This window comes from Labrys sp. E2SS-1L (assembly GCF_057073705.1).
The window spans coordinates 2,490,409-2,517,018 of sequence record NZ_CP172712.1 but is presented as its reverse complement, the minus strand read 5'-3'; the positions used below and the strand labels follow the sequence as shown (position 1 = coordinate 2,517,018).

Sequence of the window (26,610 nt, the reverse complement as noted above, 5' to 3'; positions counted from 1 at the left end):
GCTACTCTGCCCGTCCCGCCTGCCGCATCGCTTCGAACACCGCCTTGGCCTCGTCGGTTTCCAGCATGGCGTGGACATCGAGGTCGAGGCGGCGGCGCCAATTGGGATATTCCCGATCGGTCCCCGGCAGGTTGACCGGGTCGACCTCACCGGCAAGGTCCTCGACCTGCGCGGCGACGAGGCCCGAGGAAGCAGAGGCCAGGAAGCCATGGATGGCGCCGACGAGAGCCGGCGTCAACGCACTCTCCTCGCTGCCGACGGCCTGCAGCAGCGCCTGCCTGTCCTCGGCGCGCACCGCCTCGGCGTCCTCGGCGACGGGCCGGCCAAGCGTGCGCTCCAGTGCGATGTCCGCGCCGCTCCACCAGCCGCGCAAGGTCGGCAGGTCGTGCGTGGCAACGCAGGCCAGCGACGCGGCCGGATAAAGATCGGGCCGGCGAAACACTCCGCCGTCCCGCTCGAAGAACAATACGCGATAGGAATAGAGCTCGGCTTCGGAGAGCCGCTCGCGCAGGCCCTCCGGCACGGTGCCGAGGTCCTCGCCCACCACCGTACAGCGATGGCGCTGGCTCTCCTCGGCGAGCACCGCCAGCATGCCTTCGAGCGGATAGGTCAGATAGGCGCCCTCGCTGGCCGGCGCACCATCGGGCACCACGAAGAGCCGGGTCAGCGCCATGACGTGGTCGATGCGCAGGGCCCCGGCATGGCGCATATTGGCGGCGAGCAGTTCGCGGTAATGGGCAAAACCGCTCTGGCGCAGAGCGACCGGATCGAGCGGCGGGATATGCCAGACCTGGCCGCTGGCCGAGAAGGGGTCGGGCGGAGCTCCGGCGGAGACCCCTTTCAGGAAGGCATCGGGTGCCGTCCAGACCTCGGCGCCATCCGGCGCCGCTCCCACGGCGAGATCTCGGCAAAAACCGATGGCAAGGCCGCCGCGGCTGGCCGCGGCAAGCTGCTCCTCCGCCAGGAATTGCAGATAGCCGGCGAAATCGGCGGCATGCTGCAGGTCGGGGGGCAGGGCCGCCGTCGACATCGCCGGGATCGCGCTCGACCCGGCCTGCTCCTCCAGCGCCTGGAACAGGCAGAAGCGAGCCAGCGCCTCGCCGCCCGCCATCTGGAAGGCCCGTAAGGCAGCCAAGCGCGCAGGGCGTTCAGTCAGGATCGAAAAAGCCTGGGCCAGCGCCGCCCGCTTGTGGCGCCAGACTTCGGGCCAATCGATGAAACGCCCGGCCGGTGGCGGGACCGTGAGCCGGCCTTCCAGTTCAGGCACGGCGTCAAGGGCGATCAGGGCCGGATCGAGGAAGCGCCGGTCGGAGGGCTGATAGGGGCTGGCCCGCTGCCGGTCGGAGGGGAACATGGCATGGAAGGGGTTGAGCGCGATCAGGCTCGCGCCCTTGCCGGCCGCGTCCCTGGCCAAAACCTCCAGCGTGCGGAAATCCCCGACGCCCTGGTCCCCCTGCCGTCGCAGCGTATAGAGCTGGGCGGAAAGGCCGAAGCGCTTGCCGCCATCGGCGAGCATCGGCGGCAAAAAGGCCTTGGCTTGTCGGTTCTCGACGGGCGCAGCGAGCGAGCGTAGATGCTCCAGGCTCTCGCGTGCCTGGGCGAGCGAGTGATGGGGCAGGCCCATGGCGGTGAGCAGAGCGCGCTTGGTGTCTCCGGAGACCAGTGTGTGGCGGCCCGAAACCTCCCACCACTCCGGCGCGATGCCTGCCGCCTTGGCCAGAAGCTCGAGCACTTCGGGCGGCGCGTCGCCATCCCGGCGCGGCGCACGCCCCGGCTCGGCGATGAACACGCCGACCGAGCGCGGCGCAAGCTCCATGATGTCGAAGGCGCCGTAGAGGGCCGGCGGTGCGAAGGCCTGGTATTCGTCGCTGACATGCGCCAGCCGCCAGGCCAGCCCGGGTGCAAGATCCGGCAGCCGGGCATAGAGCGGCTCGGCGCCCGCATGGAACCAGATCAGCGCTTTAGAGCCATCCGGTCCTGCCAGGGCCATGCCGAGGCTGCGCAAAGCCGGATTGCCCCATTCATTGTCCTGCAAAGGCTGGCCGCTCGGCCCGAGCCAGGTCACGTCGGGCTGCCCATCTGCCCCATCGTCGGGATGGGGCTTGCCGGTGAGGAACCGATCCGCCGTCACCAGAGGCAGCGATCTGCGCAAGCGCGTCAGGCTCGCCACGAACTGGATCAGGGAGCGATCGGCACTGGCCCAATCGATCCAGGTGATGGCATTGTCCTGGGCATATGCGTTGTTGTTGCCGCGCTGGCTGCGGCCGAGTTCGTCGCCCATGGCGATCATCGGCGTGCCCCGCGACAGCAGGAGGCTCGCCAGCAAGGCCCGGACATGGCTGCGCCTGAGCGATACGATCTCCGGCGCGGTGCTGGGGCCTTCGGCGCCATCGTTCCAGCTCACCTCGCCCGAATGCCCGTCGCGGTTGCCCTCGCCATTGGCGTCATTGTGCTTGCCGGCGAAGCTCACCGTATCGGCCAGGGTGAAGCCGTCATGGGCCGCGACGAAATTGATGCTGTCGCTCGGGCGGCGGCTGCCGGGGTCGAACAGATCCGAGGAGCCGGCCAGTCGCGTCGCCAGCGCGCCGATGCCGCCGTCGCCGCGCCAGAACCGCCTGACGTCGTCTCGGTAGCGATCGTTCCATTCCGCCCAGCCTTGCGGAAAATGGCCGAGCTGGTAGCCGCCGGGGCCGATGTCCCAGGGTTCGGCGATCATCAGCCGCGTGCTCAGCACGGGGTCGGCGGCAATGGCGGCAAACAAGGGCGCTTGCCGGTCGAAACCATCGGGCCGGCGCCCCAGCACCGGGGCGAGATCGAAGCGAAAGCCGTCGAAGCCGCCGATCTCCGCCCAATGCCGGAGGGCAGCGAGGGTGAGGCCGAGCCCCGGCTCGCGATCGAGCGCCAGCGTGTTGCCGCAGCCGGTATCGTTGGCATAAAAACGCGGATTGTCGGCGAGCCGGTAATAGGAACGATTGTCGAGCCCGCGCAGCGAGTGGGTGCCGCCACGCTCGTCGCTCTCCGAAGTGTGGTTATAGACGACGTCGAGCAGCACCTCGAAGCCAGCCTCGTGCAGCCGGTCCACCGTATCGGCGATCTCGGCCATGCCGCCGGGGGCGAGCCGCGGATCGGGCGCCAGGAAACAAGCGGGATTGTAGCCCCAATAATTCCTCAGCCCGAGCGGCTCGAGATGGCGCTCGTCGATCGCCGCGGCCAGCGGCATCAATTCGAGCGTGGTGATGCCGAGCTCGGTGAAATGGGCGATCGCAGCCGGATGGGCCAGCGCGGCCACCGTCCCACGCAGCTCGGGCGGGATGCCGGGATGAGCCTGGCTGAAGCCCTTGACATGGACTTCATAGATGATGCGGCTCTCGGGCCTCACACCGGAAGGGCGGGTCCTGCCCGGCGCGGGCCGCTCCAGCACCGCCTTCGGCATGATCGCGGCAGTGTCGGTTTCGTCCAGCACGATATCGTCCACACCCTGTGCGCCCTTTATCGGCAAAGCAGAGGTCATGCCCTCCGGCAGGACGAGCCTGACAGCGTGGGGATCGATCAGCAGGCGTGCCGGGTTGAAGCGCAGCCCCTCCTCCGGGCGCCAGGGACCATGGGCGCGCAGCCCGTAGAGCTGTCCCTCCGCAAGGCCGCCGATGCGGCCGTGATGCACCGGCCCGTCGCGTCCCGAGAGCAGGATTCGCTGGCTCTCGGTGCCATCGGCATCGAACAGGCACAGCTCGATGCGTTCGGCTTCGGCAGCGTGGACGGCGAAATTGACCTCTTCCCCGATCCAACTCGCTCCGAGCGGAGCTGCCGCACCGGGATTCGCCATGCTTGAACGTGCCATACGGTCCTTGCCTCGACTGTCGAATGCCTGTCGTACTTTCCTGACATCTTGGACGATCAAAACGCAAAGACTAGATGACAGGATGCGGCGAAATTTCTGTCCGCTATCCATTGCGGCTGAATCGTCGCCGACCAATGTCCTTGTCGCGCGTTTTGCTGTAGGAACGTCCTGGCGCGATCGTGTGCCCGAAGGAAAACCATGGTTCGCCATATTGCCGACCCAGCCGGGGCCGAAACGGACGTCGTCCAGTTCACCTATGCGGACCCCACCTTTTCCAAGCCGAAACAGGCCCTGATCCGGGCCATCGAGAAGGTGACGGGGCAGCCTCGGCTGAAGCGTCTCTACCTCGAAAACCAGCGCAATCCGGTGGCCGGCGAGAGCTTTTTTGCCGCAGCGGTCCGCCAGCTCCGGCTCGACGTCCAGTTCGACAGGACCCAGCTCGACAAGATTCCAAAGACGGGGCCCTGCGTCATCGTCGCCAACCACCCCTATGGCGTGCTCGACGGCATCACCATCGCCTGGCTGATCGGCCTGGTCCGCCAGGATTTCGTCATCCTCACCAATGCCGTGCTGCTGCATGCGCCGGAAACGCAGGCCTTCCTGCTGCCCGTCGATTTCGCGGAGACCGAGGAGGCGATGCAGACCAATTTGCGCACCCGCGCCGAAGCACGCCGGTTGCTCGACCGCGGCGGCTGCGTGATCGTCTTCCCGGCCGGCGGTGTCTCGACCTCACCCGACAAGCTCGGACGGCGCCCCGCCATGGACGCTCCCTGGCAGCCCTTCACCGTGCAGTTGATCCAGCGCTCCAAGGCCACGGTGGTGCCGATCTTCTTCGGCGGCCAGAACAGCCGCCTGTTCCAGATCGCCAGCCATCTCAACCAGACCCTGCGGCTGTCCCTGATCTTCAAGGAGGTGCGCGACCGTATCGGCACGATCCTGCCGATCGCCATCGGCGATCCCATCGACGGTACGGCTTTCGCGGCCGCCACCGACCGCAAGGCGGTCGCGCTGGAGCTGATGCGTCGTACCTATGCCCTGGCGGGCCAGCTGAGGGATGACCGCACCGCCAAGCGCATCGCTGCCGGCCTTCTCGAGCCGGCGGTGCTGAACCAGCCGAAGCTCTGCGCGCCGCGGGTGTAGGGTTTCCTTCTCCCCTTGCGGGAGAAGGTGGCACGAAGTGCCGGATGAGGGGTCGTGCCGAGCTATCAAAGGGTAGCGCGACCCCTCATCCGCCTGCCGGCACCTTCTCCCGCAAGGGGAGAAGGGCGGCCTCCCTTCAGGTCACCACACTCGGTTCGGCCATGCCGGTCTTCTCGGCGATGCCGCTGAGCTGGCGCGCGACGGCGATGACATCGGCGAGAGCGGCCTGCGTCTCGATGGCATGATGGGCAGGATCGGCCTCGTAGCGCTCGAGATAGACGCGCAAGGTCGCGCCTTCCGTACCGGTGCCGGAGAGGCGGTAGACGATGCGCGAGCCGTTGTCGAACAGCACGCGCAGGCCCTGGTTCTTCGAATCCGAACCGTCGACGGGATCGTGATAGGCGAAATCGTCGGCCGACTTCACCTTCAGCGCGCCGAAGCTCTTGCCGGGCAGGCTGGGGATCTGCGAGCGGATCGCCTCCATCACTGCATTGGCCGCCTCGGTCGGCACGGCCTCGTAGTCGTGGCGAGAATAATAGTTCCGCCCATATTTGGCCCAATGCTCGCGCACGATGTCGAGCGTGGGCTGGCGGCGCTTGGCCAGCAAGGTGAGCCAGAGCAGCACCGCCCACAACCCGTCCTTCTCGCGAACATGGTTGGAGCCGGTACCGGCGCTTTCCTCGCCGCAGATGGTGACGCGATCGGCATCGAGTAGATTGCCGAAGAATTTCCAGCCGGTCGGCGTCTCGTAGATGTTCACGCCCATTGCCTTGGCGACCTGGTCTGCCGCAAGGCTGGTGGGCATCGAACGGGCGATGCCGGAAATGCCCTTGGCATAGCCGGGCGCCAGATGGGCATGGGCGGCGAGGATGGCGAGGCTGTCCGAGGGCGTGACGAAGATACCGCGGCCGATGATGAGGTTGCGGTCGCCGTCGCCATCCGAGGCCGCCCCGAAATCGGGGGCGTTCGGCCCCATCATGAGATCGTAGAGCTCCTTGGCGTTGACCGGGTTGGGATCGGGATGATGGCCGCCGAAATCGGGCAGCGGTGTCGCGTTCACCACCGTGCCGGCAGCGGCACCCAGCTGGTCCTCGATGATGCGTCGGGCGTAGGGGCCGGTGATGGCCGACATCGCATCGAAGCGCATGGTGAAGCCGGACTTGAACAGCTCCCGGATGGCATCGAAGTCGAAGAGCTTGCCCATCAGCTCGGCATAATCGGTGACGGGATCGACCACTTCGACGATGGTATCGCCGATCGCCGTTTCGCCGAGCTTGTCGATGTCGATATCGGGCACGTCGGCGATCTTGAACTCGCTGATCGACTTGGTACGGGCAAAGACGGCATCGGTGATCTTCTCGGGCGCCGGACCGCCATTGCCGATATTGTACTTGATGCCGAAATCTCCGTCGGGCCCGCCGGGATTGTGCGAGGCGGAGAGCACGATGCCGCCGAAGGCGCCATATTTGCGGATGACGGCCGAGACGGCCGGCGTCGACATCAGGCCGCCCTGCCCGACCTTGATGCGTCCGAAGCCGGCGGCGGCGGCCATTTTGAGGATCTTCTGCACGACCTCGCGGTTGTAGTAGCGCCCGTCGCCGCCGACGACCAATGTCTTGCCGGCAAAGCCCTCAAGCGTGTCGAAAATCGACTGCACGAAATTCTCGACATAATGCGGCTGCTGGAACACCGGCACCTTCTTGCGCAAGCCGGACGTGCCGGGCTTCTGGCCATCGAAGGGTTGGGTCGGGACGGTACGGATCATAGTGAGGTTCCGGTTCTGGTTTATCCGAAGGTCTATCGATAGCATATGGGAGCAGCGCTGCCCCTCACCCTTACCCTCTCCCCGTAAGAACGGGGCGAGGGGCGCCAAGCGTGATGCCTCGATGCGAGACGTCGCGCCCGCTGGATAAGTCGCGACATCGAGGTCCCCCTCGCCCCGTTCTTACGGGGAGAGGGTAAGGGTGAGGGGCGGCTCCTCCCCTCAAAAACCGCGGCCGAGCTCTCCTCACGCCACCAACTCGCGATAGAGCTTGGCATAGCCGGCAGCCCTGAGATCCCAGGACTGGTCCAGCCCCATGCCGCGGCGCTGCATCGCCTGCCACACGGGCTTGTCGTGGTAGAGCGCGATGGCCCTCGAAATGGCATCGCGCAGCATGTCCGGCGTAATCGGCTGGAACTGCACGCCGGTGGCGGCCTTGAGCGTCAAGGCGGCATCATTGGCGTCGACGATGGTGTCGGAGAGCCCCCCGACACGTGCCACCACGGGAATGCAGCCATAGCGCAGGCCGTAAAGCTGGGTGAGGCCGCAAGGCTCGAAGCGCGACGGCACCAGGGTCATGTCCGAGCCGCCGAACATCAGATGCGAGAGCGCCTCGTCGAAACCGAACACCGTACCGACGCGCCCTCGATGCTGAAGGCTTGCCTGGCGGAAGATGCCCTCCAGTTCCCGATCGCCGGAACCGAGCAGGGCCAGCCGCGCGCCGGAGGCGACCAGATGCGGCAACGCCTCGGCGAGAATGTCGATGCCTTTCTGCCAGGTCAGGCGGCTGACCAGGCAGAACAGCGGCGAGTCGTCGTGATCGAGGCCGAAACGCTCCTCTAGTGCCTTGCGATTGCCCCCACGCCTGGCGAGGGACTTGGCATCGTAATTCACGGCCAGGCTCGGGTCGGTCTGGGGATTCCACACCCGTTCGTCGATGCCGTTGACGATGCCGGAGAGCACATCGGCGCGGCCAGCGAGCAGGCCTTCCAGCCCCATGCCGGCTTCCGCCGTCTTGATCTCGGCGGCATAGCGCGGCGAGACGGTGGTGATGCGGTCGGCAAAATGCAGCCCGGCTTTGAGGAAGCCGATCATGCCGTAATACTCGACCCCGTCCAGGGCAAAGGCCCGCTGCGGCAGGCCGAGACTGCCGAGGATCGAGCGGGGATACTGGCCCTGGAAGGCAAGGTTGTGCACCGTGATCACCGATTTCGGCCTGACGGCATCGGTGTAGTTGAGATAGGCCAGCGTCATCGCCGCCTGCCAGTCATGCACATGCACGATGTCGGGCCGATAGGTCTTGACCAGACCGTGGCAGATTTCCGCCGCCGCGCTCGACAGGGCGCAATAGCGCTGGGGATTGTCGAGCCAGTCGCGCCCATCGGCGTCGACATAGGGATTTCCCGGTCGGTCGAACAGATGCGGCGCATCCACGGCCAGGAGATCGAGCTCGCCGATGGTGGCGCGCTTGATGGCGGTGCGACCACCGAAGAACCCCGGCAGCTTGGCCACCGTCTCCCAGGCCGTGCTGGCCGCCATCACGGCGGGGTAGCCGGGGATGACCGTCGTCACCGCGACGTCATGGCCTTTCAGGGCAGCAGGCAGCGCGCCGACGACGTCGGCGAGCCCCCCCGTCTTGATCAGCGGATGGATTTCGGACGCAACCGCGAGAACTTTGATCATCGAAAGCGCTAACTTCTTGTTTTGACGCATTTTCCTGGCCGATGAGCCTGTGGCTCCGCCGGAAAATGCCCTGGATCGTGTCGTCAGAGCTTCAGCTTGTCGATCATGGGCTGCGTGATCAGGCAGATGCCCTTTTCCGTCCGCCGGAAGCGCTTGGCGTCCAGTTCCGGATCCTCGCCGACGACCAGGCCCTCGGGAATTATCACGCCGCGGTCGATCACCACATTCTTGAGCTGTGCCGATCGCCCGATCTCGACATAGGGCAGGATCACGGCATTCTCCACACTGGAATAGGAGTTGATGCGCACGCCGGTATAGAGCAGCGAGTGCTTGGCCGTTGCCCCGGAGACGACGCAGCCGCCGGACACCAGCGAGGAGATCGCGGTGCCGCGCCGTCCCTCGGTGTCATGCACGAATTTAGCCGGCGGCGTAATTTCGGCGAAGGTCCAGATCGGCCATTCCTGGTCGTAGAGGTCGAGCGCGGGCACGACGTCGGTGAGGTCGATATTGGCCTCCCAATAGGCGTCCACCGTGCCGACGTCGCGCCAATAAGATTCCTTTTCGTGCTCGGAGCGCACGCAGCTCGCCGGGAAGCGGTGCGCCACCGCCTTGCCGTTCTTGACGATGTGGGGAATGATGTCCTTGCCGAAATCGCGGCTCGAATTGGGATCGTTGGCATCCCGGTTGAGTTCCTCGGTGAGGAACTTCATCGAGAAGACATAGATGCCCATCGAGGCCAGGGCCATTTCGGGATTGCCGGGAATGCCGGGTGGATCCTTGGGCTTCTCCACGAAGGCGACGATGCGGTCCTGCTCGTCGACATGCATGACGCCGAAGCCGGTAGCCTCCATGCGCGGCACTTCGAGGCAGCCGATGGTGACATCGGCGTTCTGCTCGACATGCTGCTTGAGCATCAGCTCATAGTCCATCTTGTAGATATGGTCGCCCGCCAGGATGACCATGTATTCGACGCCGGTGCCGTCGATGATGTCGAGGTTCTGATAGACCGCGTCCGCCGTGCCGCGATACCACATGTCCTCGGAAATGCGCTGGCTGGCCGGCAGGATGTCGAAGCTTTCATTGCGCTCCGGCCGCAGGAAGTTCCAGCCGCGATTGAGGTGGCGGATCAGCGAATGCGCCTTGTATTGCGTGGCCACGCCGATACGACGGATGCCCGAGTTGATCGCGTTCGAAAGGGCGAAGTCGATGATGCGGCTCTTACCTCCGAAATAGACCGCGGGCTTGGCGCGCCGGTCGGTCAGTTCCATCAGGCGGCTGCCGCGGCCTCCGGCCAGCACATAAGCCATGGCCGAACGTGCCAGCGGCCCACCCTTCGAATGCCTCGGTTCCGTCATACAGTTCCTCCCACTGATAATCCGGGATGACACTGCTGCCTTCTTGTTCAGCCTTGGCTCCTATCGCGGAGCCGCGACTCTCCAAAGACATGCAACGCCCACTCCCCAGCCTAGTTCCCCGCCCATTCCAGCATGATGGCCGTCAGGGGCGGCAGATTGATACGCGCGGACGCCGGTTTGCTCTTCCAATCGCCCGCATAAGCATAGACTCCGCCGGAATTGCCTCGATTGAGCCCGAAATAACGCTCGGAGTCGGTGTTGAGAATTTCCCACCACTGCCCGGCCAGCGGCAGGGGCAGCAGATAGTCGTCGCGCGCGACGGGAGTGAGATTGGCCACCACCACGATCGGCATCGCATCGGTGGCATAGCGCGCCCAGGCGAACACCGAATTGGCATTGTCGTCGACGACCATCCACTCGAAGCCGTCACCCTCGCAATCGCGCTGATGCAGCGCCGCGCGGCCACGATAGAGATGATTGAGATCGCGCACGAGATCGCTCAGCCCCTTGTGCGGGCCATATTGCATCAGGTCCCAGTCCAGCCCGACATTCTCGTTCCATTCGCGGCGCTGACCGAAATCCTGCCCCATGAACAGCAATTTCTTGCCGGGATAGGCCCACATCAGTGCGTAGTAGGCCCGAAGGGTCGCGAATTTATCGCCCTCCATGCCGGACATCTTGTTGACGATGGAATTCTTCCCATGGACCACCTCGTCATGGGAGAGCGGCAGCACGAAATTCTCGGCAAAGGCGTAGATGAGGCCGAAGGTCAGGTCGTCATGATGATATTGGCGATAGACCGGCTCGCGCTGCATGTAGCTCAGCGTGTCATGCATGAAGCCCATGTTCCACTTGAATCCGAAGCCGAGACCGCCGTCATGCACGGGCTTGGACACACCGGGCCAGGCGGTGGATTCCTCGGCGATGGTCATCACGCCGGGATGGGCGGCATAAACTTCCTTGTTCATGCGCTGCAGGAAGGCGATGGCGTCGAGGTTCTCACGCCCGCCATGGACATTGGGCAGCCACTCTCCGTCCCGGCGCGAATAATCCAGATAGAGCATGGAGGCGACGGCATCCACGCGCAGCCCGTCGATATGGTAGCGCTCCAGCCAGAACAGGGCGTTGGCGATCAGGAAGTTGGCAACCTCGCGCCGGCCGAAATCATAGATCGCCGTGTTCCAGTCGGGATGGAAGCCGCGCCGGGGATCGGGATGCTCATAAAGCGCGCTGCCATCGAACCAAGCGAGGCCATGCGAGTCGGTCGGGAAATGCGCGGGCACCCAGTCGAGGATCACGCCGATGCCAGCGGCATGGGCACGGTCGACGAAACGGGCGAACCCCTCGGGCGAGCCGAAACGGCTGGTCGGCGCGAACATGCCGGTCGGCTGGTAGCCCCAGGACGCGTCGAGGGGGTGCTCCGTCACCGGCAGCAATTCGATATGGGTGTAGCCCATATGCTGGACATAGGCGATCAGCTCGTCGCCAAGCTGGTCGTAGCTGAGGAAGCGCTGGTGCTCGCCGCGCTTCCAGGAACCGAGATGCACCTCGTAGATCGACATCGGTGCCCGTCTCGCATCGCGGTGCGCCCGCTCCTCGAGCCATTGCTGGTCCGTCCAGACGAAGGGCTCCGACGAGGCGACCCGGGAGGCCGTGCCGGGGCGCAATTCGCTGGCAAAGGCGAAGGGATCGCTCTTCAGCGGCAGCAGCGCGCCATTCGGACCGATGATCTCGTATTTGTAATGGGCGCCGACCCCGACACCGGGCAGGAAGATTTCCCACACGCCGGTATCGACGCGCTTGCGCATGGGATGGCGACGGCCGTCCCAGTCGTTGAAATCGCCGACGATCGACACTCGCCTGGCATGCGGCGCCCACACGGCGAAATGCACGCCCTCCATGTCGCCATGCTGCAGGGGACGAGCACCGAGCTTGTCCCAGAGCCGGAGATGCGTGCCTTCCGTCAGCAGATAGTCGTCGACCTGGCCCAGCAGCGGCCCGAAACGATAGGGGTCCTCGACCTCCCACTGCCCTCCCGCATTGACGGCATGCAGGCGGTAGATCCCGACGCTGTCGGGCACCAGGCCTTCGAAGACGCCATCGTCATGCCGCCGCTCCAGGGCAACGGGTCCGACCAGATTGGGCGCGAGCACCGACAGCGTCTCGGCATTGGGAATGAAGGCGCGGATGACGAGGCCGGCAGGTGTCTCATGCGGGCCGAGTACGGCGAAAGGATCGGCATGACGCCCGGCCGCGAGCGCGGCGACTTCCACTTCGGACAAACGCCAATCCGCTGTCTTGCTGCGGCTGGCCGGCCGCTTGGCCAAGGGTGCCGGCTTTGCGGCTCTGGCGACGGGAGCGTTCGTCTTCGTTGTCTTTGCCAAGCGCTACGACCCCTTTTCGAACCGGATCGAAACGCCTGGACTTGCCGGGACCAGGCGTCTTCCTGTGATCCTCTCGAACACAAGCTAGGGCTTTTGCTACAACGGTCAACGATTAAACGCAGCCTGCCCAAATGGGTTATGCCGAGGCTGCTGCAGGGTGAAAAATTTGGTGGTTCCGGCCTCATAGCGCGCCGTCGGCGACCTTCGAAGAAGCGCTGGCGCCGACCACCCGGCGAGGGTCAATCGAAAATCCACGGGGTGATTTGACATCGTCTCCAACATGGGCTCTAGATATGGGATCGATCCCACAATGCATCAGCGGAGCCTTGGTGGCCACGATCAGAGACGTATCCAGGCGGGCCGGTGTTTCGCGATCGACGGTATCGCGGATCATTGCCGGCAATGGCTATGTCTCGGACAATGCGCGCCAGGCGGTGGAGGCGGCCATCGCGGAACTGGGCTACCGGCCCAACACCATGGCACGGGGACTGCGCTCCAATCGTTCCGAGATCATCGGCGCGGTGGTCGTCAACGTCGCCAGCCCCTTCTACGCCCAGATGGTCGGCGGCATGCAGAGCGTGTGCCGCGCCGCCGACAAGTCGATCCTGCTCGCCTCGGGCTACGCCCAGGCGCATGAGGAAGCGCGGGCGATCCTGGAATTGATCGACCGCTCCTGCGACGGCCTGATCCTCTATCTCGAAAATGCCGTGAGCGACGAGGTCAAGGAAGTGGTGGCGAAGGCCGATATCCCGATCGTGGCGATCGGCGGAGAGCCAACCTCGCTGGCCTGGGCCAGGGTGGGCATCGACAATTACAACGGCGCGCTCGACGGCATGCGCTATCTGCTGACCATGGGCCATCGCGACATCGCCTATTTCGCCGGCACCCTCACCTATTTCGACACGCGCGAGCGCCTGCGCGGCATCGATACCGCCCTGGCGGAAGCCGGCATGAGCCGGGCCGACATCCATTTGGAAGCCGGCGACTACAAGGAGCGCTTCGGCTACGAAGCCACGGAACGGCTGCTGGCGTCGGGCCGGCAGGTCAGCGCCATCTTTGCCGGTGACGACGACATCGGCGCCGGCGTCCTGCTGGCGCTGCGCCACCACGGCGTCAGGGCGCCGGAACAGATCTCCCTCCTCGGCTTCGACGACAATTTTCACGCGAGGCATCTCACCCCGTCGCTGACGACCATACGCCAGCCGACGGACATAGCCGGTCAGACGGCTGCAAGACTCCTGCTCGACATGATTGCCGACAGGAATTTCACACCGGAGGACATCGTCATTCCCGCCGAGCTGATCGTCCGGGAAAGCGTCATCCCCCATTCGGCAGGACACCGGACGGACCACGCCGCGGAGGCAACAAGAGCGTAGGACGGCCCGCCCCGCCCAGCACCATGTGCCGGCCGGGATGGGTTGTGAAATGACCATAAACAAATGTGGGATCGATCCCATAACGGAGGTGGACCATGAAACGCATCCTGATCGCTTTGTGCGCGAGCACCATCATCGGCAATGCCTCGGCGGAGGCGCTGCTCACCATGCATATCGAGGAGCAGACCAGCTGGGTGCGCAATTTCAACCCCTTCGACGCGGCTGGCCGTCGGCAGAGCACGCTCGACTTCATCTACGAGCCGCTTGTCATCTTCAACGCCTACGACAACGGCAAGCCGATCTATCGCCTGGCCACCGCCTACAAGTTCTCCGATGACCTCAAATCCGTCACCTATACCATTCGTGACGGCGTCAAATGGTCGGACGGGCAGCCCCTGACCGCCAAGGACGTCAAATTCACTTTCGACCTGATGATGAAGAACCCTTCCATCGACATCGTCGGGGTCGGCGCTGCCGTACAATCGGTGGAGCTGCCCGCGCCCAACCAGGTCAAGGTCAATCTCAAGGACGTCGATTCCCAGTTCCCCGAGTCCCTCGCCGACTTCACCGTCGTGCCCGAGCATGTCTGGAAGGGCGTCGGCGATCCCTTCGCCTACAAGAATGAGAATCCCGTCGGCTCCGGCCCGATGACCGAAATCCGCCGCTTCACCCCGCAGGTCTACGAGCAATGCCGCAATCCCAACTATTGGGATGCCGAGCATCTGAAGGTGGATTGCCTGAAGCTGCCCCAGATCAGCGGCAACGACCAGATGCTGGCGACCTTGCCCGAGGGCAACATGGACTGGTTCGGTTCCTTCCTGCCCGAGATCGAAAAGACCTATGTCTCGCTCGATCCCAAGCATAATGGCTACTGGCAGCCCTCCGCCAATACCGTCTCCTTCGAGATGAACCTCAAGACCACCAATCCGGGCAACAAGGCGGCTTTCGACGACATCAAGTTCCGCCAGGCCGTCAGCCTGCTGATGGACCGCAAATCGATGGTCGATATCGCCGGTTTCGGCTACCCACAGGTCAATCCCCACGCGACCGGCCTGCCGCTGCATTTCGACAATTGGGCCAATCCGCAGGCCCAGCAGGGCCAGGACGCCTGGATGGGCTATGACGTCGACAAGGCCAACAAGCTCCTCGACGAGGCGGGCTACGCCAAGGGTGCCGACGGCTTCCGCAAGACCCCGAAGGGCGAGCCGATCGCCTTCACCGTCGCCGTGCCGAATGGCTGGACGGACTGGATCGACGCCGTGCAGATCGGCGTGGAGGGCCTGCGCAAGGCCGGCATCAACGCTTCGGTCGCCACACCCGAATATGAGCAGTGGAACAAGCAGATCGTCGAAGGCAATTACGACACCGTGTTCCAGTCCCGGCCCGACGGCCCCACCCCGTTCCGCGCCTATTACCAGACCCTCGCCACTCCCTTTGTCGGCCGGTCGTCCTTCGCCGCCTCGCGCTATAGCAATGCCGACCTCGACAAGCTGTTCGAGGACTATAAGCGCGCCTCCAAGGATGCGGACTTCCGAGCCATCTTCGGCAAGATCCAGCTCCACATCGCCGATAATTTCCCCATGGTTCCCCTGTTCAACGGCCCGACCTGGTATCAGTACAGTTCGAAGCGTTTCACCGGCTGGGTCACCAAGGACGATCCCGCGATGAATCCGGAGAACCACGACGACAACCGCATCAGGCTCATGCATCTGCTACGCCTGAAGCCAGTGGCGAATGCCGACTGATGCGGCTCTCATCCCGCCGGCTGGCGGTCTATGGTACCGCCTTCATCTTCGCCATCCTGGTCAACTTCCTGCTGCCGCGGCTGATGCCCGGCAGCCCTGTCGACGGGATGATCGCCCAACTCGGCCCGCGCGCCACGCCTGCGGCCGTCGATGCCATCCGCGCCCGCTTCGGTGCGGTGGACCAGTCCTATTGGAGCCAGTTCCTGGAATATCTGCAGGGGCTGGCGACGTTCGATCTGGGGGTATCGGTCAAATACTATCCCCAGACCGTCACCCAGGTCCTCGCCCGCTCCGCAGGCTGGACCGCCTTCCTGATCTTCGGCGCCATCACCTTCTCGCTCATTGTCGGCTGCCTTCTCGGTGCCCTGGCGGCCTGGCGCCGCGGCGGACGTCTCGACACCATCGTCTCGCCGCTGGCAATCGTGATGAAATCGGTGCCGCCGGTGGTGATCTGCCTGTCGATCCTCTTCGTCTTCGGCGTGTCCCTGCGCTGGCTGCCGGTGGGCTATGCCTATGATCCATCGCTGGATCCGTCCTTCTCGCCAGGCTTCATCGGCAGCGTCCTCCTCCACGCAGCCATGCCGGTCCTTGCGCTTTCGCCTGCACTGATCGGCGAATTCCTGACCACCATGCGCACCAGCATGATCTCCGTGCTCGGCGAGGATTACGTCACCATGGGCCGGGCCAAGGGCCTGAGGGAAATGGTCGTGATGTTCAACTACGCCGCCCGCAACGCCCTGCTGCCCGTGCTCACCAACCTTGCCCTGATCCTGGGCGCGGTCTTCGGCGGCTCCATCGTCACCGAGATCGTCTTCAATTATCCGGGCCTCGGCCTGACGCTCTATACGGCGAGCGTCGCGCGTGACTATCCGGTCATCCAGGGTCAGCTCCTCCTGATGACGCTGGCGACGCTCGGCGCCAATCTCCTGGTCGACCTCGTCTATGGCGTGATCGATCCGCGCATCGGGGAGGCCAGGGCATGAACGCCGTGCTGAAACAAAAGAAAGCCGTCTTCGGCCTGGTCATCGTCGCGCTGCTCTGCCTGACGGCCCTGCTGGCGCCGGTCCTGGCCCCCAACGACCCGGCGGCCCGTGTCGGTCGCCCGCACCAGCCCCCCAGCACCGAACATGTGCTCGGCACCACCAAGATGGGGCGTGACGTCTTCGCCCAGTTCGTCTGGGGCGCGCGCTCCTCGCTGGCGGTGGGCTTTGCCACCGGCCTGGCCATCACGGCCCTCGGCACGCTGCTCGGCCTGTTCGGCGGCTATTTCGGCGGTCGCACCGATAATGCCCTCGACCTCCTCACCAATGCGGTGCTGGTCATTCCCAACATACCGCTCCTGATCCTGCTCGCCTCCTTCGCAGGCAAGGTCGGCCCGGTCGCCATCATGACCATCATCGCCCTGACGTCCTGGCCATGGGGCGCGCGCATGACGCGCTCCCAGACGCTGGCGCTGCGCAACCGCGAATTCGTGGTTGCCGCCCGCATGATCGGCGAGCCGAGCTGGCGTGTCGTCTTCGTCGAAATCCTGCCCAACCTGCTGCCGCTGATCGCCCTCAACTTCGTCGGCAGCGTCATCTACGCCATCGTCGCCCAGACGACGCTGGAATATCTCGGTTTCGGCGATCCCCTGAACGTCAGCTGGGGCACCATGCTCTACAATGCGCAGAACTCCTCTGCCATCATCGTCGGTGCCTGGTGGGACATCGCCACGCCCTCCATCGGCATCATGCTGGTCGGGCTCGGCCTGTCGCTCGTCAACTTCACCTTCGACGAGATCGCCAATCCGCAATTGCGCTCCGGTCCTGCCTTGACCCGCTGGCTGCAACTGAGCAACCGGCGCAAGCGGCTGTCGAGGAGCGGGTCATGAGCGAGGTGCTTCTCGATATCCAGAATCTGAGCGTCGACTACCTCACCGACAAGGGGGCCTTCCAGGCCGTCAGGGAGGTCTCCTTTCAGATCCGTCGCGGCGAACTCTTCGGGCTTGCCGGGGAATCCGGTTGCGGCAAGAGCACGATCGCCTATGCCATCACGCGCCTCGCCAAGCCGCCGGCCTGGACAAGAGGCGGCCGCATCCTGCTGGACGGCCAGGACATCCTGGCCCTGCCGGAGGACGAACTCCGGCATATCCGCTGGCGCAAGATCGGCATGGTCTTCCAGAGCGCAATGAACTCCCTCAATCCGCTGCTGCGCGTGGAAGCGCAGTTTCACGACGTGCTCCGTCTCCACAAGGGCTATTCGCGGGCGCAGTCGCGGGCCAGGGCGGAGGACATGTTTCGCCTGGTCGGCATTCCCACCGATCGCCTCGGCCACTATCCGCACCAGTTCAGCGGCGGCATGCGCCAGCGCATCGTCATCGCCATCTGCCTGGCGCTTCATCCCGAGCTGATCATCATGGACGAGCCGACCACTGCGCTCGACGTCGTGGTGCAGCGCGAAATCCTGGAACAGGTCGTGGACCTGCAACAGAGCCAGGGCTTTTCGGTGCTCTTCATCACCCACGACCTGCACCTGATGGCGCAGATCTGCCATCGCATCGGGGTGATGCTGAAGGGCGAACTCGTCGAGGTCGGCGATACCGTTCAGATCAGCACGGCCCCGCGCCACGACTATACCCGCAAATTGTGGAGCGCCATCCCGGTCCTGCCCACGGCCCGCCATCTCGAGGGGAGCCTTTGATGAACATGCTGGCCACCCCCACCCGCCTGCAACCGGCAGCGACCCCGATCATCAGGCTGGAGAACATCACCCGCTCCTTCGGCGCCGTGCAGGCGCTGCGCGGCATCACCCTGTCGCTCGTGCCGGGCAAGGCCCTCGCTTTGGTCGGCGAGTCCGGCTGCGGCAAGACCACCTGCGCCCGCATCATCGCCCGCATGGACCAGCCGACCGGGGGAGCGCTGCACTTCCACGACCGGAACGTCACGCTGGCCGGCAGCCGCGCAGAGGAAAAGGCCTATCGGCGCGCGGTGCAGATGGTGTTCCAGGATCCCTTCGCCTCCCTCAATCCGGTCTTTTCCATCGGCCATCACCTCATCCGCCCCCTGCTGCTGCATGGCCATGCCCGGGGACGCGCCGAAGGCCGGGCGGGGGTGAAGCAGCTCTTGGAGAGCGTCGGCCTCGATCCCGAGCTGACCATCGGCAAATTCCCGCATCAGCTCTCCGGCGGGCAGCGCCAGCGGGTCAACATCGCCCGCGCCATTGCGGTTCGCCCGCAGGTCCTGCTGGCGGACGAGCCCACCTCGATGCTCGATGTCTCGATCCGGCAGGGCATTCTCGACCTGCTTGCCGGCATCAAGCGGGAACGCAACCTGGCTCTGCTCTACATCACCCACGACATCGCCACGGCGGCCCATGTGGCGGAAGAAATCGTCGTGATGTTCGCTGGACAGATGGTGGAATGGGGCGATGCCCTGGCGGTGATCACCAATCCGCGCCACCCCTACACCAAGCTGCTGCTCTCCGCCGTTCCCGATCCGAACCGCCCGTTCATCCCGGGCCAAAGCGGTGCCTTCCTCAGGCGCGCCGAAGACATTCGCCGCATTTCGCGTCCCGCCTCGAACACAGTCGAACAGGCGGGCCCGAACCATTTCGTCCGGATGCCCGGATCTGCGGACCACAACGCTTCAGACTGAACAGGACTTTGCATGGACCTTCTCGTCAAACTCTACGACCTCGCCCCGAACAAGGCGCTGGACGCCCGCCTCGACGATGCCGACGTCACCCTCCGGCGCGCCCTGCCCCCGGAGCTCGCCGCCATAACGGAGTGGATCCGCCGGCATTTCACCGCCGGCTGGGCCAGCGAGGCGACCGTGGCTCTCTGCCGCCAACCGGTCTCGTGCTTCATTGCGGTCAGGCACGGACAACTGCTCGGCTTTGCCTGCTACGACGCCACCGCCAGGGGCTTCTTCGGCCCCACCGGCGTGGACGAGGCCGAGCGCGGCCGCGGCCTCGGCCATGCCCTGCTCCTCGCCTGCCTCAACGACATGCGCGCGCAGGGCTATGCCTATGCCGCCATCGGCGATGTCGGGCCGGTGGAATTCTATGCCCGTACGGTCGGCGCCACACCGATCGCCGACTCCACGCCCGGCATCTTCGCCGGTCTCCTCAAAGCTTCCAGTTGATCCTTGCCCTTCGAGAGACTTTCATGACGATATCCGTGCGCAATCTTCTTCGTCTCGAAACCCAATGGACGCCGTCCGGCGAGGATCGGCCGCTCGCCTATGCCCTGACCCTGACCAATGCGTCGGACAGGCCGATATCGGGCTTCCGGCTCTGCATCAGCGGGCCGGGACGCATCGACCCGGCCGCCACGATCGAAGGCGGCTCGCTTCGAACCCGCCTGTCGAACTATGCCGAGTTCGCGCCACCCGAAGGGTTCGTCCTGCATCCGGACACGGCCTGGACCGTCACCGCCCGGGGCCTCAGCTACCCGCTGCGGCATTGGACGGACGGAACCAACACCGCCTATGTCGTCTTCGACGATGGAACCAACCTGCCGGTCACGGTCATGCCCAGCCGGTCCAGTGGCGACAACGCCTCCCCCAAGCGAGGCGCGGACGTCTATCCGGTGCCGGATATCGCGCCCGCCGCCATCTCCATCGTGCCCTGGCCGAACGAGGTTTCGGTCACGGGCCGGCGCGGCGTGCCGTTGGGGCTTGCCCCCCAGCCCGATTGCGATGAGGCCAGCCGGGCCATCGCCGCCTTTGACGAACTGGCGACCAGCCTCTTCCCGGTCGAAGGCATCGTACGGCCGGAGGCCGAAGGTGGACTCGCCGTTGCCCTGCGGCGCCAGGACGGCACGGCCGCCGAAGCCTATTCGATCCTCTTCGCGGAAGACGGTGTCACGCTCACGGCCGCGAGCCATGCCGGCTTCCTCTACGGCCTGATCACGCTCGGCCAGATGCTGCGCGGCGCGCGCCTCCATCCGCAGACCTTCCTGTTCCCGCTGGAGGGCGAGATCCGGGACGAACCCTGGGCCCGCTGGCGCGGCACGCATCTCGACGTCGCCCGCCAGTTCTATGGCTCGGCCGAGATCGCGCAATTCCTGCGCGTTCTCGCCTGGAACAAGCTGAACCGTTTCCACTGGCACCTGTCCGACGACGAGGCCTGGCGCGTTGAGATCGAGGCCTATCCGGAACTGGTCGCCACCGGCGCCTGGCGCGGCCATGGCCTGGCCATTCCCTCTCTCCTCGGCTCCGGCGCGGCGCCTACGGGCGGCTACTACACCAAGGCGGCGATCCGGCAGATCGTGGATCTCGCAACGCGCCTCGGCATCGACGTCGTGCCGGAGATCGACATGCCGGGCCATTGCTACTCGGTGCTGCAATCCCTGCCCTCGCTGCGCGACCCGGACGAACAGGGCGAATATTTCTCCATTCAGGGCTTTCCCAACAACTGCCTGAACCCCGCCCGTGAAGAGACCTACGCCTTCGTGGAAAAGCTCCTCGACGAATTGCTCGAACTGTTTCCCTCCCGCACCATCCATGTCGGCGCAGACGAGGTCCCGGCGGGCGCCTGGGAAGGCTCTCCCCAGGCCATGGCACATCTCAAGGCATTGGGGGGCGGCGGCACCGCCGAATTGCAGGCCCATTTCCTGCAGCGCGTCCAGGCCTCGCTGACCGCCAGGGGCCGCATCACGGGCGCCTGGGAAGAGGCCGCACATGGCGGCGGCATCGACAAGGCCAGTTGCTACCTCAATGGCTGGCACACGGTGGAGATCAGCGCCAAACTCGCCTCCGAAGGCTATGACATCGTCGTCTGCCCCGGACAGGTCTATTATCTGGACATGGCCAACAGTCCGGCCTGGTCGGAACCGGGCGCCGGCTGGGCCGGCTGGTCCGACGCCGAGAAGATCTATGGCTTCGATCCGGTGGAAGGCTGGTCAGACACCCAGAGGCAACATTTCCTGGGCGTACAGACCTGTATCTGGTCTGAACCGATGACCGACAGGGGCGTGTTCGACCGCCTGATCTTCCCCCGCATTTCGGCTCTTGCGGAAACCGGATGGACGACCCCGCCCAGGAAATCCTGGGATCGCTTCAGGGCCATGGTCGGTCTGATGCCGCTGCTCTACGGGATCAGGGCGTAACCCAGGGCTGAGGCGATACCGACGGGGCTTTGCGCCGCCCCTCACCCTTACCCTCTCCCCGTGAGAACGGGGAGAGGGGGACGTTGGCTCGCGATCTTTCCTCAAGCCTTAGATCTTGCTCGACCGCTGCGCGAGATGAGACCGTGTTGTCATTAAACTCATCGCCGAGGTCTCCCTCGCCCCGTTCTCACGGGGAGAGGGTAAGGGTGAGGGGCGGCGTCTGCCTCTCAAAATCCATAAGCCCGCAAACGATATGTGACATCTATTCCACCGGCGTCGTCTGCACGCCCCAGATCTCGTCGGCATATTCGCGGATGGTGCGGTCCGAGGAGAACCAGCCCATGCGGGCGACGTTGAGGATCGACTTCTCGCGCCAGGCCGCCTTGTTGGCCCAGAGCGCATCGACATTGCGCTGCATGGCGGCATAGGCGTCGAAATCGTCGGTGACGAAGAACCAGTCGCTGGAGCGCAGCGCCTGCACCGTGCCGCGATGACGTTCGCGATCGGTCGGCGAGAACACGCCGCTTTCCACCGCGTCGAGCACCTCGGCCAAAGCGGGCGAGGCCGCGATGGCGTCGGCAGGATTGCGGCCCTGGCGCTTCTTCTCCTCGACCTCATGCGCCTTCAGGCCGAAGATGAAGATATTCTCGTCGCCGACATGCTCCTTCATCTCGACATTGGCGCCATCGAGCGTGCCGATGGTGAGGGCGCCGTTGAGACCGAACTTCATGTTGCCGGTGCCCGAAGCTTCCAGGCCCGCGGTCGAGATCTGCTCGGAGAGGTCGGCCGCCGGAATGATCACCTCGGCGAGGCTGACATTGTAGTTCGGCATGAAGACGACCTTGAGCAAATTGCGCACGGCCGGATCCGAATTCACCACCTTGGCGACGTCGTTGATCAGCTTGATCACATATTTGGCCGCGGTGTAGCTCGCGGCCGCTTTGCCGGCAAAGATCTTCACGCGCGGCGCCCAATCCTTCTCGGGATGGGCGCGGATGGCGTTATAGAGCGCGATGGTCTCGAGGATGTTGAGCAGCTGGCGCTTATATTCGTGGATGCGCTTGATCTGGACGTCGAACATCGCCGAGGGATCGACGCGCAGGCCCACGGTCTGCTGCAGCACCTTGGCCAGCCGCGCCTTGTTGGCATGCTTTACCGCCGCGAAGGCCTCCTGGAAGGCAGCGTCCTTGGCGTAGGGCTCCAAGGCCACCAGCTTTTCGGCATCGTCGAGATAGGCATCGCCGATGGTTTCGCGCAACAGCGTGGTCAGCCCCGGATTGGCCGTCATCAGCCAGCGCCGCGGCGTGATGCCATTGGTCTTGTTGGTGATGCGGCCCGGGAACAGCGTGTTGAGGTCGCGGAACACCGTCTCCTTCATCAGCTCCGAATGCAGAGCCGACACGCCATTGACCTTGTGCGAGCCGACAAAGGCGAGATTGCCCATGCGCACGCGCCGGCCATGGCTCTCGTCGATGATCGAGACGGTGGCGATCATGGCATCGGAGGCGCCGCTCTCGCGTGCCTCGGTCAGCACGCGGGCATTGATGGCGTAGATGATCTGCATGTGCCGCGGCAGCAGCCGCTCGATCAGCGGCACCGGCCAGGTTTCCAGCGCCTCGGGCAGCAGGGTGTGGTTGGTGTAGGAGATCGTCTCGCGGGTGATGGCGAAGGCATCGGCCCAGTTGACCCCGTGAATGTCGATCAGGATACGCATCAGCTCGGCCACCGCGATGGCTGGATGCGTATCGTTGAGCTGGATCGCCGCCTTGGACGGGAGGGTCTTGATGTCGCGATGCTGCTGCAGGTGGCGGCGAACGATGTCCTGCAACGAGGACGAGGTGAAGAAATACTCCTGACGCAGGCGCAGTTCCTGCCCCGCCGGGGTGGAATCGGCCGGATAGAGCACGCGCGAGATCGACTCCACCTTGGTGCGGTCGTTCAGGGCGCCGATATGGTCACCGGCATTGAAGGCGTCGAGCGAGATCGGATCGAGCGAGCGGGCCGACCACAGGCGCAGCGTGTTGACGCGGTTGCCGCGCCAGCCCACGGCCGGCGTGTCATGGGCAACAGCGAGCACGGTCTCCGCCGGCTTCCAGCTGTGTATGGCCGAGCCGTCCCAGCCATCGCTTGCCTCGACGGCACCGCCGAAGCCGACCTCATAGGCGACTTCCCGGCGCGGGAATTCCCAGGGATTGCCGTTCTGCAGCCAGTTCTCGGGCGATTCCGTCTGCCAGCCATCGACGATGTTCTGGCGGAACAGGCCGTTCTCGTAGCGAATGCCGTAGCCATAGGCGGCGATGCCGACGGTGGCCATGCTCTCCATGAAGCAGGCAGCAAGCCGGCCGAGACCGCCATTGCCGAGGGCGGCATCGGGCTCCATCTCGGCAATCATGTCGAGATCGACGCCGACAGAAGCCAGCGCCTCGCGCGCCGTGGCCACGAGGCCGAGATTATTGAGGCCGTCCTTGAGCAGGCGGCCGATCAGGAATTCGAGCGAGAGATAATAGACGCGCTTGCCGCCCATGCGGTAGACGCCGCGCGTCGTCGCCATCCAGCGGTCGACGATATGGTCGCGCAGCGCCAGGCTCACCGCCCGCAGCCAGTCATGGTCGCGCGCCACGATCGGGTCCTTGCCGACGGCATAGGTCAGCTTGGCGAGGATCAGGTCACGGAAGGCGCGTGCCTCGCCGGTCGCTTCGGGCAGCTTGGCCGCATCATCACCGACAGCCATCGCCGCCTCGGCCGAATAGAGCTTGTCGTGCAACGTTGAAGTCATGTGTCGCTTCTCGATCGTTGATCCCAAGACGGTGGTCCTTAACCCAAGTGACGCCCGGTTACGAGTGCCCCTTTTGCATAAGATGTAGGCAAAAACACTGATATCTTGTGATTTTGGCACGCTACGCCGCCATGATCATCTCATATGTTGGTTCTGCATAGCTCTCGCGCCTTGTGCATGGTGCGCACAGAACGACCCGATGCTGTTGTCGATGGCCGTGGAGAGTGCGCACTCATGACGGAATCCTGGCTGAATTCCGCTGGCGATGATGATATGCCACCGACACGGAGGCATGCGATTGCGTGGGATCGACAGGAATCGCAAAGCCGCGTCGAAACAAGGAGTTAGGGCAATCGAACGCTCCGGCGTTCTGCCCTGGGAGACAGGTATGACGGGTATCCTCTATCTTGCGGTCGACGGCGGCGGCACCAATACGCGCGCAAGGCTCTACGACGAGGATGACAAGCTGATTGGCGAAGGCCTGTCGGGTTCTTCCAATCTCACTCTCGGCACCGAGATCGCGGGTCCGGCGATCGCAGCGGCCGGCGATGCCGCCCTTGCCGCGGCCGGGCTGGCACCGGACGCGAAGCGGCTTGTCCGGGCCGGTCTCGGCCTTTCCGGCGGCAATATTCCTGCTCTCGCCGACAGTATCGCCGCCTTTCCCTTCGGTTATGGGACCCTGACGGTCACTTCGGATGCCGTCACCGCCTGCCTCGGCGCCCATGCCGGCGAGGACGGCGGCATCTTCATCCTCGGCACGGGCTCGCAGGGCCTGGCCCTGGTGAGCGGCAAGGAAACCTCGGTCGGCGGTTGGGGGTTTGCCCTGGGCGATGATGCCTCCGGCGCCGTGCTCGGACGCTCTGCCCTCCGGGCCGCCCTGCTCAGCGTCGACTTGCTTGGTCCGGTGAGTGACCTGACCCGCCGCCTGCTGGCGCATTTTCATGACGATCCGAACGAGGCGGTGATCTGGGCCAAGACCGCCACACCGAGAGACTACGGCCGCTTCGCTCCCCTGGTGTTCGAGGCCGCCGGCGGGGATGTGGTGGCGGACCATCTCATTGCCGGGGCGACCGGCTCCATCGTCGCCATGCTCGATCGCCTGACGGACCTGGGCGCGCCCAGGATCGCCCTGATGGGGGGGCTCGCCGAACCCTATCGCCCCTATTTGCCGGTGCGCTATGACGAGATCCTGGTTCCGCCCAGGGGCGATGCCCTGGCAGGGGCCCTGACCCTGGCAAAGAGGGAGCGCTGACGATGTCGCTCAACGCACTGACCGCCCCGCGCCTGTTCAATGGCGAGGCTTTTGTCGAGGGCCACGCCGTCCTGGTGGAAGCCGATACCATCCTCGGCCTGGTGCCGCGGGCCGACATTCCCTCCCATGCCGCTGTGACCACCCTGCCCTCCGGCGTGCTGGCCCCCGGCTTCGTCGATGCCCAGGTCAATGGCGGCGGCGGATTCCTGTTCAACCAGTCTCCTGATGTCGCGACACTCGAGGGCATGGTCGCGGCCCATCGCCGCCACGGCAGCACCGCTTTGCTGCCCACCTATATCACCGATACGGCCGAAGGCATGAAGAGCGCCATCGCCGCCGCCCGCCAGGCGATCACCGACGGTGTCCCGGGCATGGCGGGCATCCACCTCGAGGGCCCCTTCCTTTCCATACCACGCAAGGGTGCCCATGATCCCGCTTTGATCCGCCCGCTGACGGAAGCCGATGTCGAGCTCATTCTGAGCAGCGGCATCGAGACTGTCCTGCTCACGGTAGCGCCGGAAAACGCGCCGCTTCACCTGATCCGGCGCCTGGCGGATGGGGGCGTGATCGTCAGCCTCGGCCATACCGACACCAGCTATGAGGCGGTGATGGCGGCGGCGGATGCCGGCGCCACCGGCATCACCCATCTCTTCAATGCGATGTCACCCCTGCAGGGCCGCCACCCCGGCGTCACCGGTGCCGCCCTCGATCATGGCGGGCTCTGGGTCGGCATCATTGCCGACGGCCTCCATGTGCATCCGGGCTCGCTCTCGCTGGCCTTGCGGGCGAAAAAGGCTCCGGGGCGGCTGTTCCTCGTCACCGACGCCATGCCGACGGCCGGCGATGCCAACGATGTCTTCTATCTCAACGGACGCAAAGTCACGCGGCGCGACGGTGCCCTGACGCTGGAAGACGGCACGCTCGCCGGCTCCGACCTCACCATGGATGCGGCGCTGCGCTACAGTGTCGGCCATCTCGGCATCGGTCTCGGCGAGGCCCTGCGCATGGCCAGCCTCTATCCCGCCCAGTTCCTGCGCCTCGACAGCCGTCGCGGGCGCCTGGCGCCACGCTATCGTGCCGATCTGGTGCATCTCGACGAGCAGCTGACCGCGCGCGGCGTGTGGGTGGGTGGCCGCAAGCTGGCTGGGTGAAGTGAGCTCTCATACCAAGAGTCATTGAAAATGACTTTTGGTTCCGCCTCGCGATTTTCG

At 65.0% G+C, this 26,610-nt stretch carries 17 protein-coding genes; 11 read left to right on the top strand and 6 right to left on the bottom strand.

Annotated features, from left to right (window positions below; all coding sequences use genetic code 11):
• Window position 1 precedes the first annotated feature (1 nt).
• Window positions 2–3,838, bottom strand: a complete 3,837-nt coding sequence (gene glgX / locus ACIGJE_RS11620; RefSeq protein ID WP_483680132.1) for a glycogen debranching protein GlgX — start codon at window positions 3,836–3,838, stop codon at window positions 2–4.
• 198 nt (window positions 3,839–4,036) lie between these two features.
• Between glgX and ACIGJE_RS11615 the strand changes: the two genes are divergently transcribed.
• Complete coding sequence (locus tag ACIGJE_RS11615; RefSeq protein ID WP_483680130.1) at window positions 4,037–4,978, top strand: lysophospholipid acyltransferase family protein; 942 nt, start codon at window positions 4,037–4,039, stop codon at window positions 4,976–4,978.
• A 136-nt stretch (window positions 4,979–5,114) separates the two neighbouring features.
• Here ACIGJE_RS11615 and ACIGJE_RS11610 read toward each other — a convergent pair whose 3' ends face one another.
• The 4 genes from ACIGJE_RS11610 to glgB form a co-directional block, all read right to left on the bottom strand.
• Complete coding sequence (locus ACIGJE_RS11610; RefSeq protein ID WP_415084314.1) at window positions 5,115–6,743, bottom strand: alpha-D-glucose phosphate-specific phosphoglucomutase; 1,629 nt, start codon at window positions 6,741–6,743, stop codon at window positions 5,115–5,117.
• 243 nt (window positions 6,744–6,986) lie between these two features.
• Window positions 6,987–8,420, bottom strand: coding sequence for a glycogen synthase GlgA (gene glgA, locus ACIGJE_RS11605; RefSeq protein ID WP_367624312.1), 1,434 nt, complete (start codon window positions 8,418–8,420; stop codon window positions 6,987–6,989).
• Between the two features lie 86 nt (window positions 8,421–8,506).
• Entirely contained in the window at window positions 8,507–9,778 is a 1,272-nt protein-coding gene (glgC, locus tag ACIGJE_RS11600; protein ID WP_311933417.1) for a glucose-1-phosphate adenylyltransferase, read from the bottom strand.
• Window positions 9,779–9,888: 110 nt separating this feature from the next.
• Window positions 9,889–12,105, bottom strand: coding sequence for a 1,4-alpha-glucan branching protein GlgB (gene glgB / locus ACIGJE_RS11595; protein WP_483680243.1), 2,217 nt, complete (start codon window positions 12,103–12,105; stop codon window positions 9,889–9,891).
• 386 nt (window positions 12,106–12,491) lie between these two features.
• Between glgB and ACIGJE_RS11590 the strand changes: the two genes are divergently transcribed.
• The 8 genes from ACIGJE_RS11590 to ACIGJE_RS11555 all read left to right on the top strand — a co-directional run bounded on the left by ACIGJE_RS11590 (window position 12,492) and on the right by ACIGJE_RS11555 (window position 21,371).
• Window positions 12,492–13,538 carry a LacI family DNA-binding transcriptional regulator gene (locus ACIGJE_RS11590; protein ID WP_311933419.1) on the top strand — a complete coding sequence of 349 codons (1,047 nt, stop codon included), beginning with the start codon at window positions 12,492–12,494 and terminating at the stop codon, window positions 13,536–13,538.
• Window positions 13,539–13,633: 95 nt separating this feature from the next.
• Entirely contained in the window at window positions 13,634–15,283 is a 1,650-nt protein-coding gene (locus ACIGJE_RS11585; RefSeq protein WP_311933420.1) for an ABC transporter substrate-binding protein, read from the top strand.
• Window positions 15,283–16,266, top strand: coding sequence for an ABC transporter permease (locus tag ACIGJE_RS11580; RefSeq protein WP_415084317.1), 984 nt, complete (start codon window positions 15,283–15,285; stop codon window positions 16,264–16,266). Before ACIGJE_RS11585 ends, ACIGJE_RS11580 begins: the two co-directional genes overlap by 1 nt.
• Entirely contained in the window at window positions 16,263–17,153 is an 891-nt protein-coding gene (locus tag ACIGJE_RS11575) for an ABC transporter permease (protein ID WP_483680127.1), read from the top strand. Before ACIGJE_RS11580 ends, ACIGJE_RS11575 begins: the two co-directional genes overlap by 4 nt.
• Window positions 17,150–17,962: an ABC transporter ATP-binding protein gene (locus ACIGJE_RS11570; protein WP_311933423.1), complete on the top strand. Its 813-nt coding sequence runs from the start codon at window positions 17,150–17,152 to the stop codon at window positions 17,960–17,962. Before ACIGJE_RS11575 ends, ACIGJE_RS11570 begins: the two co-directional genes overlap by 4 nt.
• Before the next feature lie 5 nt (window positions 17,963–17,967).
• Window positions 17,968–18,915, top strand: a complete 948-nt coding sequence (locus ACIGJE_RS11565) for an ABC transporter ATP-binding protein (RefSeq protein WP_483680241.1) — start codon at window positions 17,968–17,970, stop codon at window positions 18,913–18,915.
• Window positions 18,916–18,927: 12 nt separating this feature from the next.
• Window positions 18,928–19,404, top strand: a complete 477-nt coding sequence (locus ACIGJE_RS11560; RefSeq protein WP_483680125.1) for a GNAT family N-acetyltransferase — start codon at window positions 18,928–18,930, stop codon at window positions 19,402–19,404.
• A 23-nt stretch (window positions 19,405–19,427) separates the two neighbouring features.
• Window positions 19,428–21,371: a beta-N-acetylhexosaminidase gene (locus ACIGJE_RS11555; RefSeq protein ID WP_415084323.1), complete on the top strand. Its 1,944-nt coding sequence runs from the start codon at window positions 19,428–19,430 to the stop codon at window positions 21,369–21,371.
• Window positions 21,372–21,633: 262 nt separating this feature from the next.
• Here the strand turns inward: ACIGJE_RS11555 and ACIGJE_RS11550 are convergent, their stop codons facing one another.
• Complete coding sequence (locus ACIGJE_RS11550) at window positions 21,634–24,147, bottom strand: glycogen/starch/alpha-glucan phosphorylase (RefSeq protein WP_311933427.1); 2,514 nt, start codon at window positions 24,145–24,147, stop codon at window positions 21,634–21,636.
• A 388-nt stretch (window positions 24,148–24,535) separates the two neighbouring features.
• On the opposite strand from ACIGJE_RS11550, the gene ACIGJE_RS11545 reads away from it, so the two are divergent.
• The gene (locus ACIGJE_RS11545; protein WP_483680122.1) at window positions 24,536–25,399 is read left to right on the top strand and encodes a glucosamine kinase nucleotide-binding domain-containing protein; all 864 of its coding nucleotides are present in this window, start codon (window positions 24,536–24,538) and stop codon (window positions 25,397–25,399) included.
• A 2-nt stretch (window positions 25,400–25,401) separates the two neighbouring features.
• Complete coding sequence (nagA, locus tag ACIGJE_RS11540) at window positions 25,402–26,550, top strand: N-acetylglucosamine-6-phosphate deacetylase (protein WP_483680120.1); 1,149 nt, start codon at window positions 25,402–25,404, stop codon at window positions 26,548–26,550.
• The last annotated feature ends 60 nt before the right edge of the window (window positions 26,551–26,610 follow it).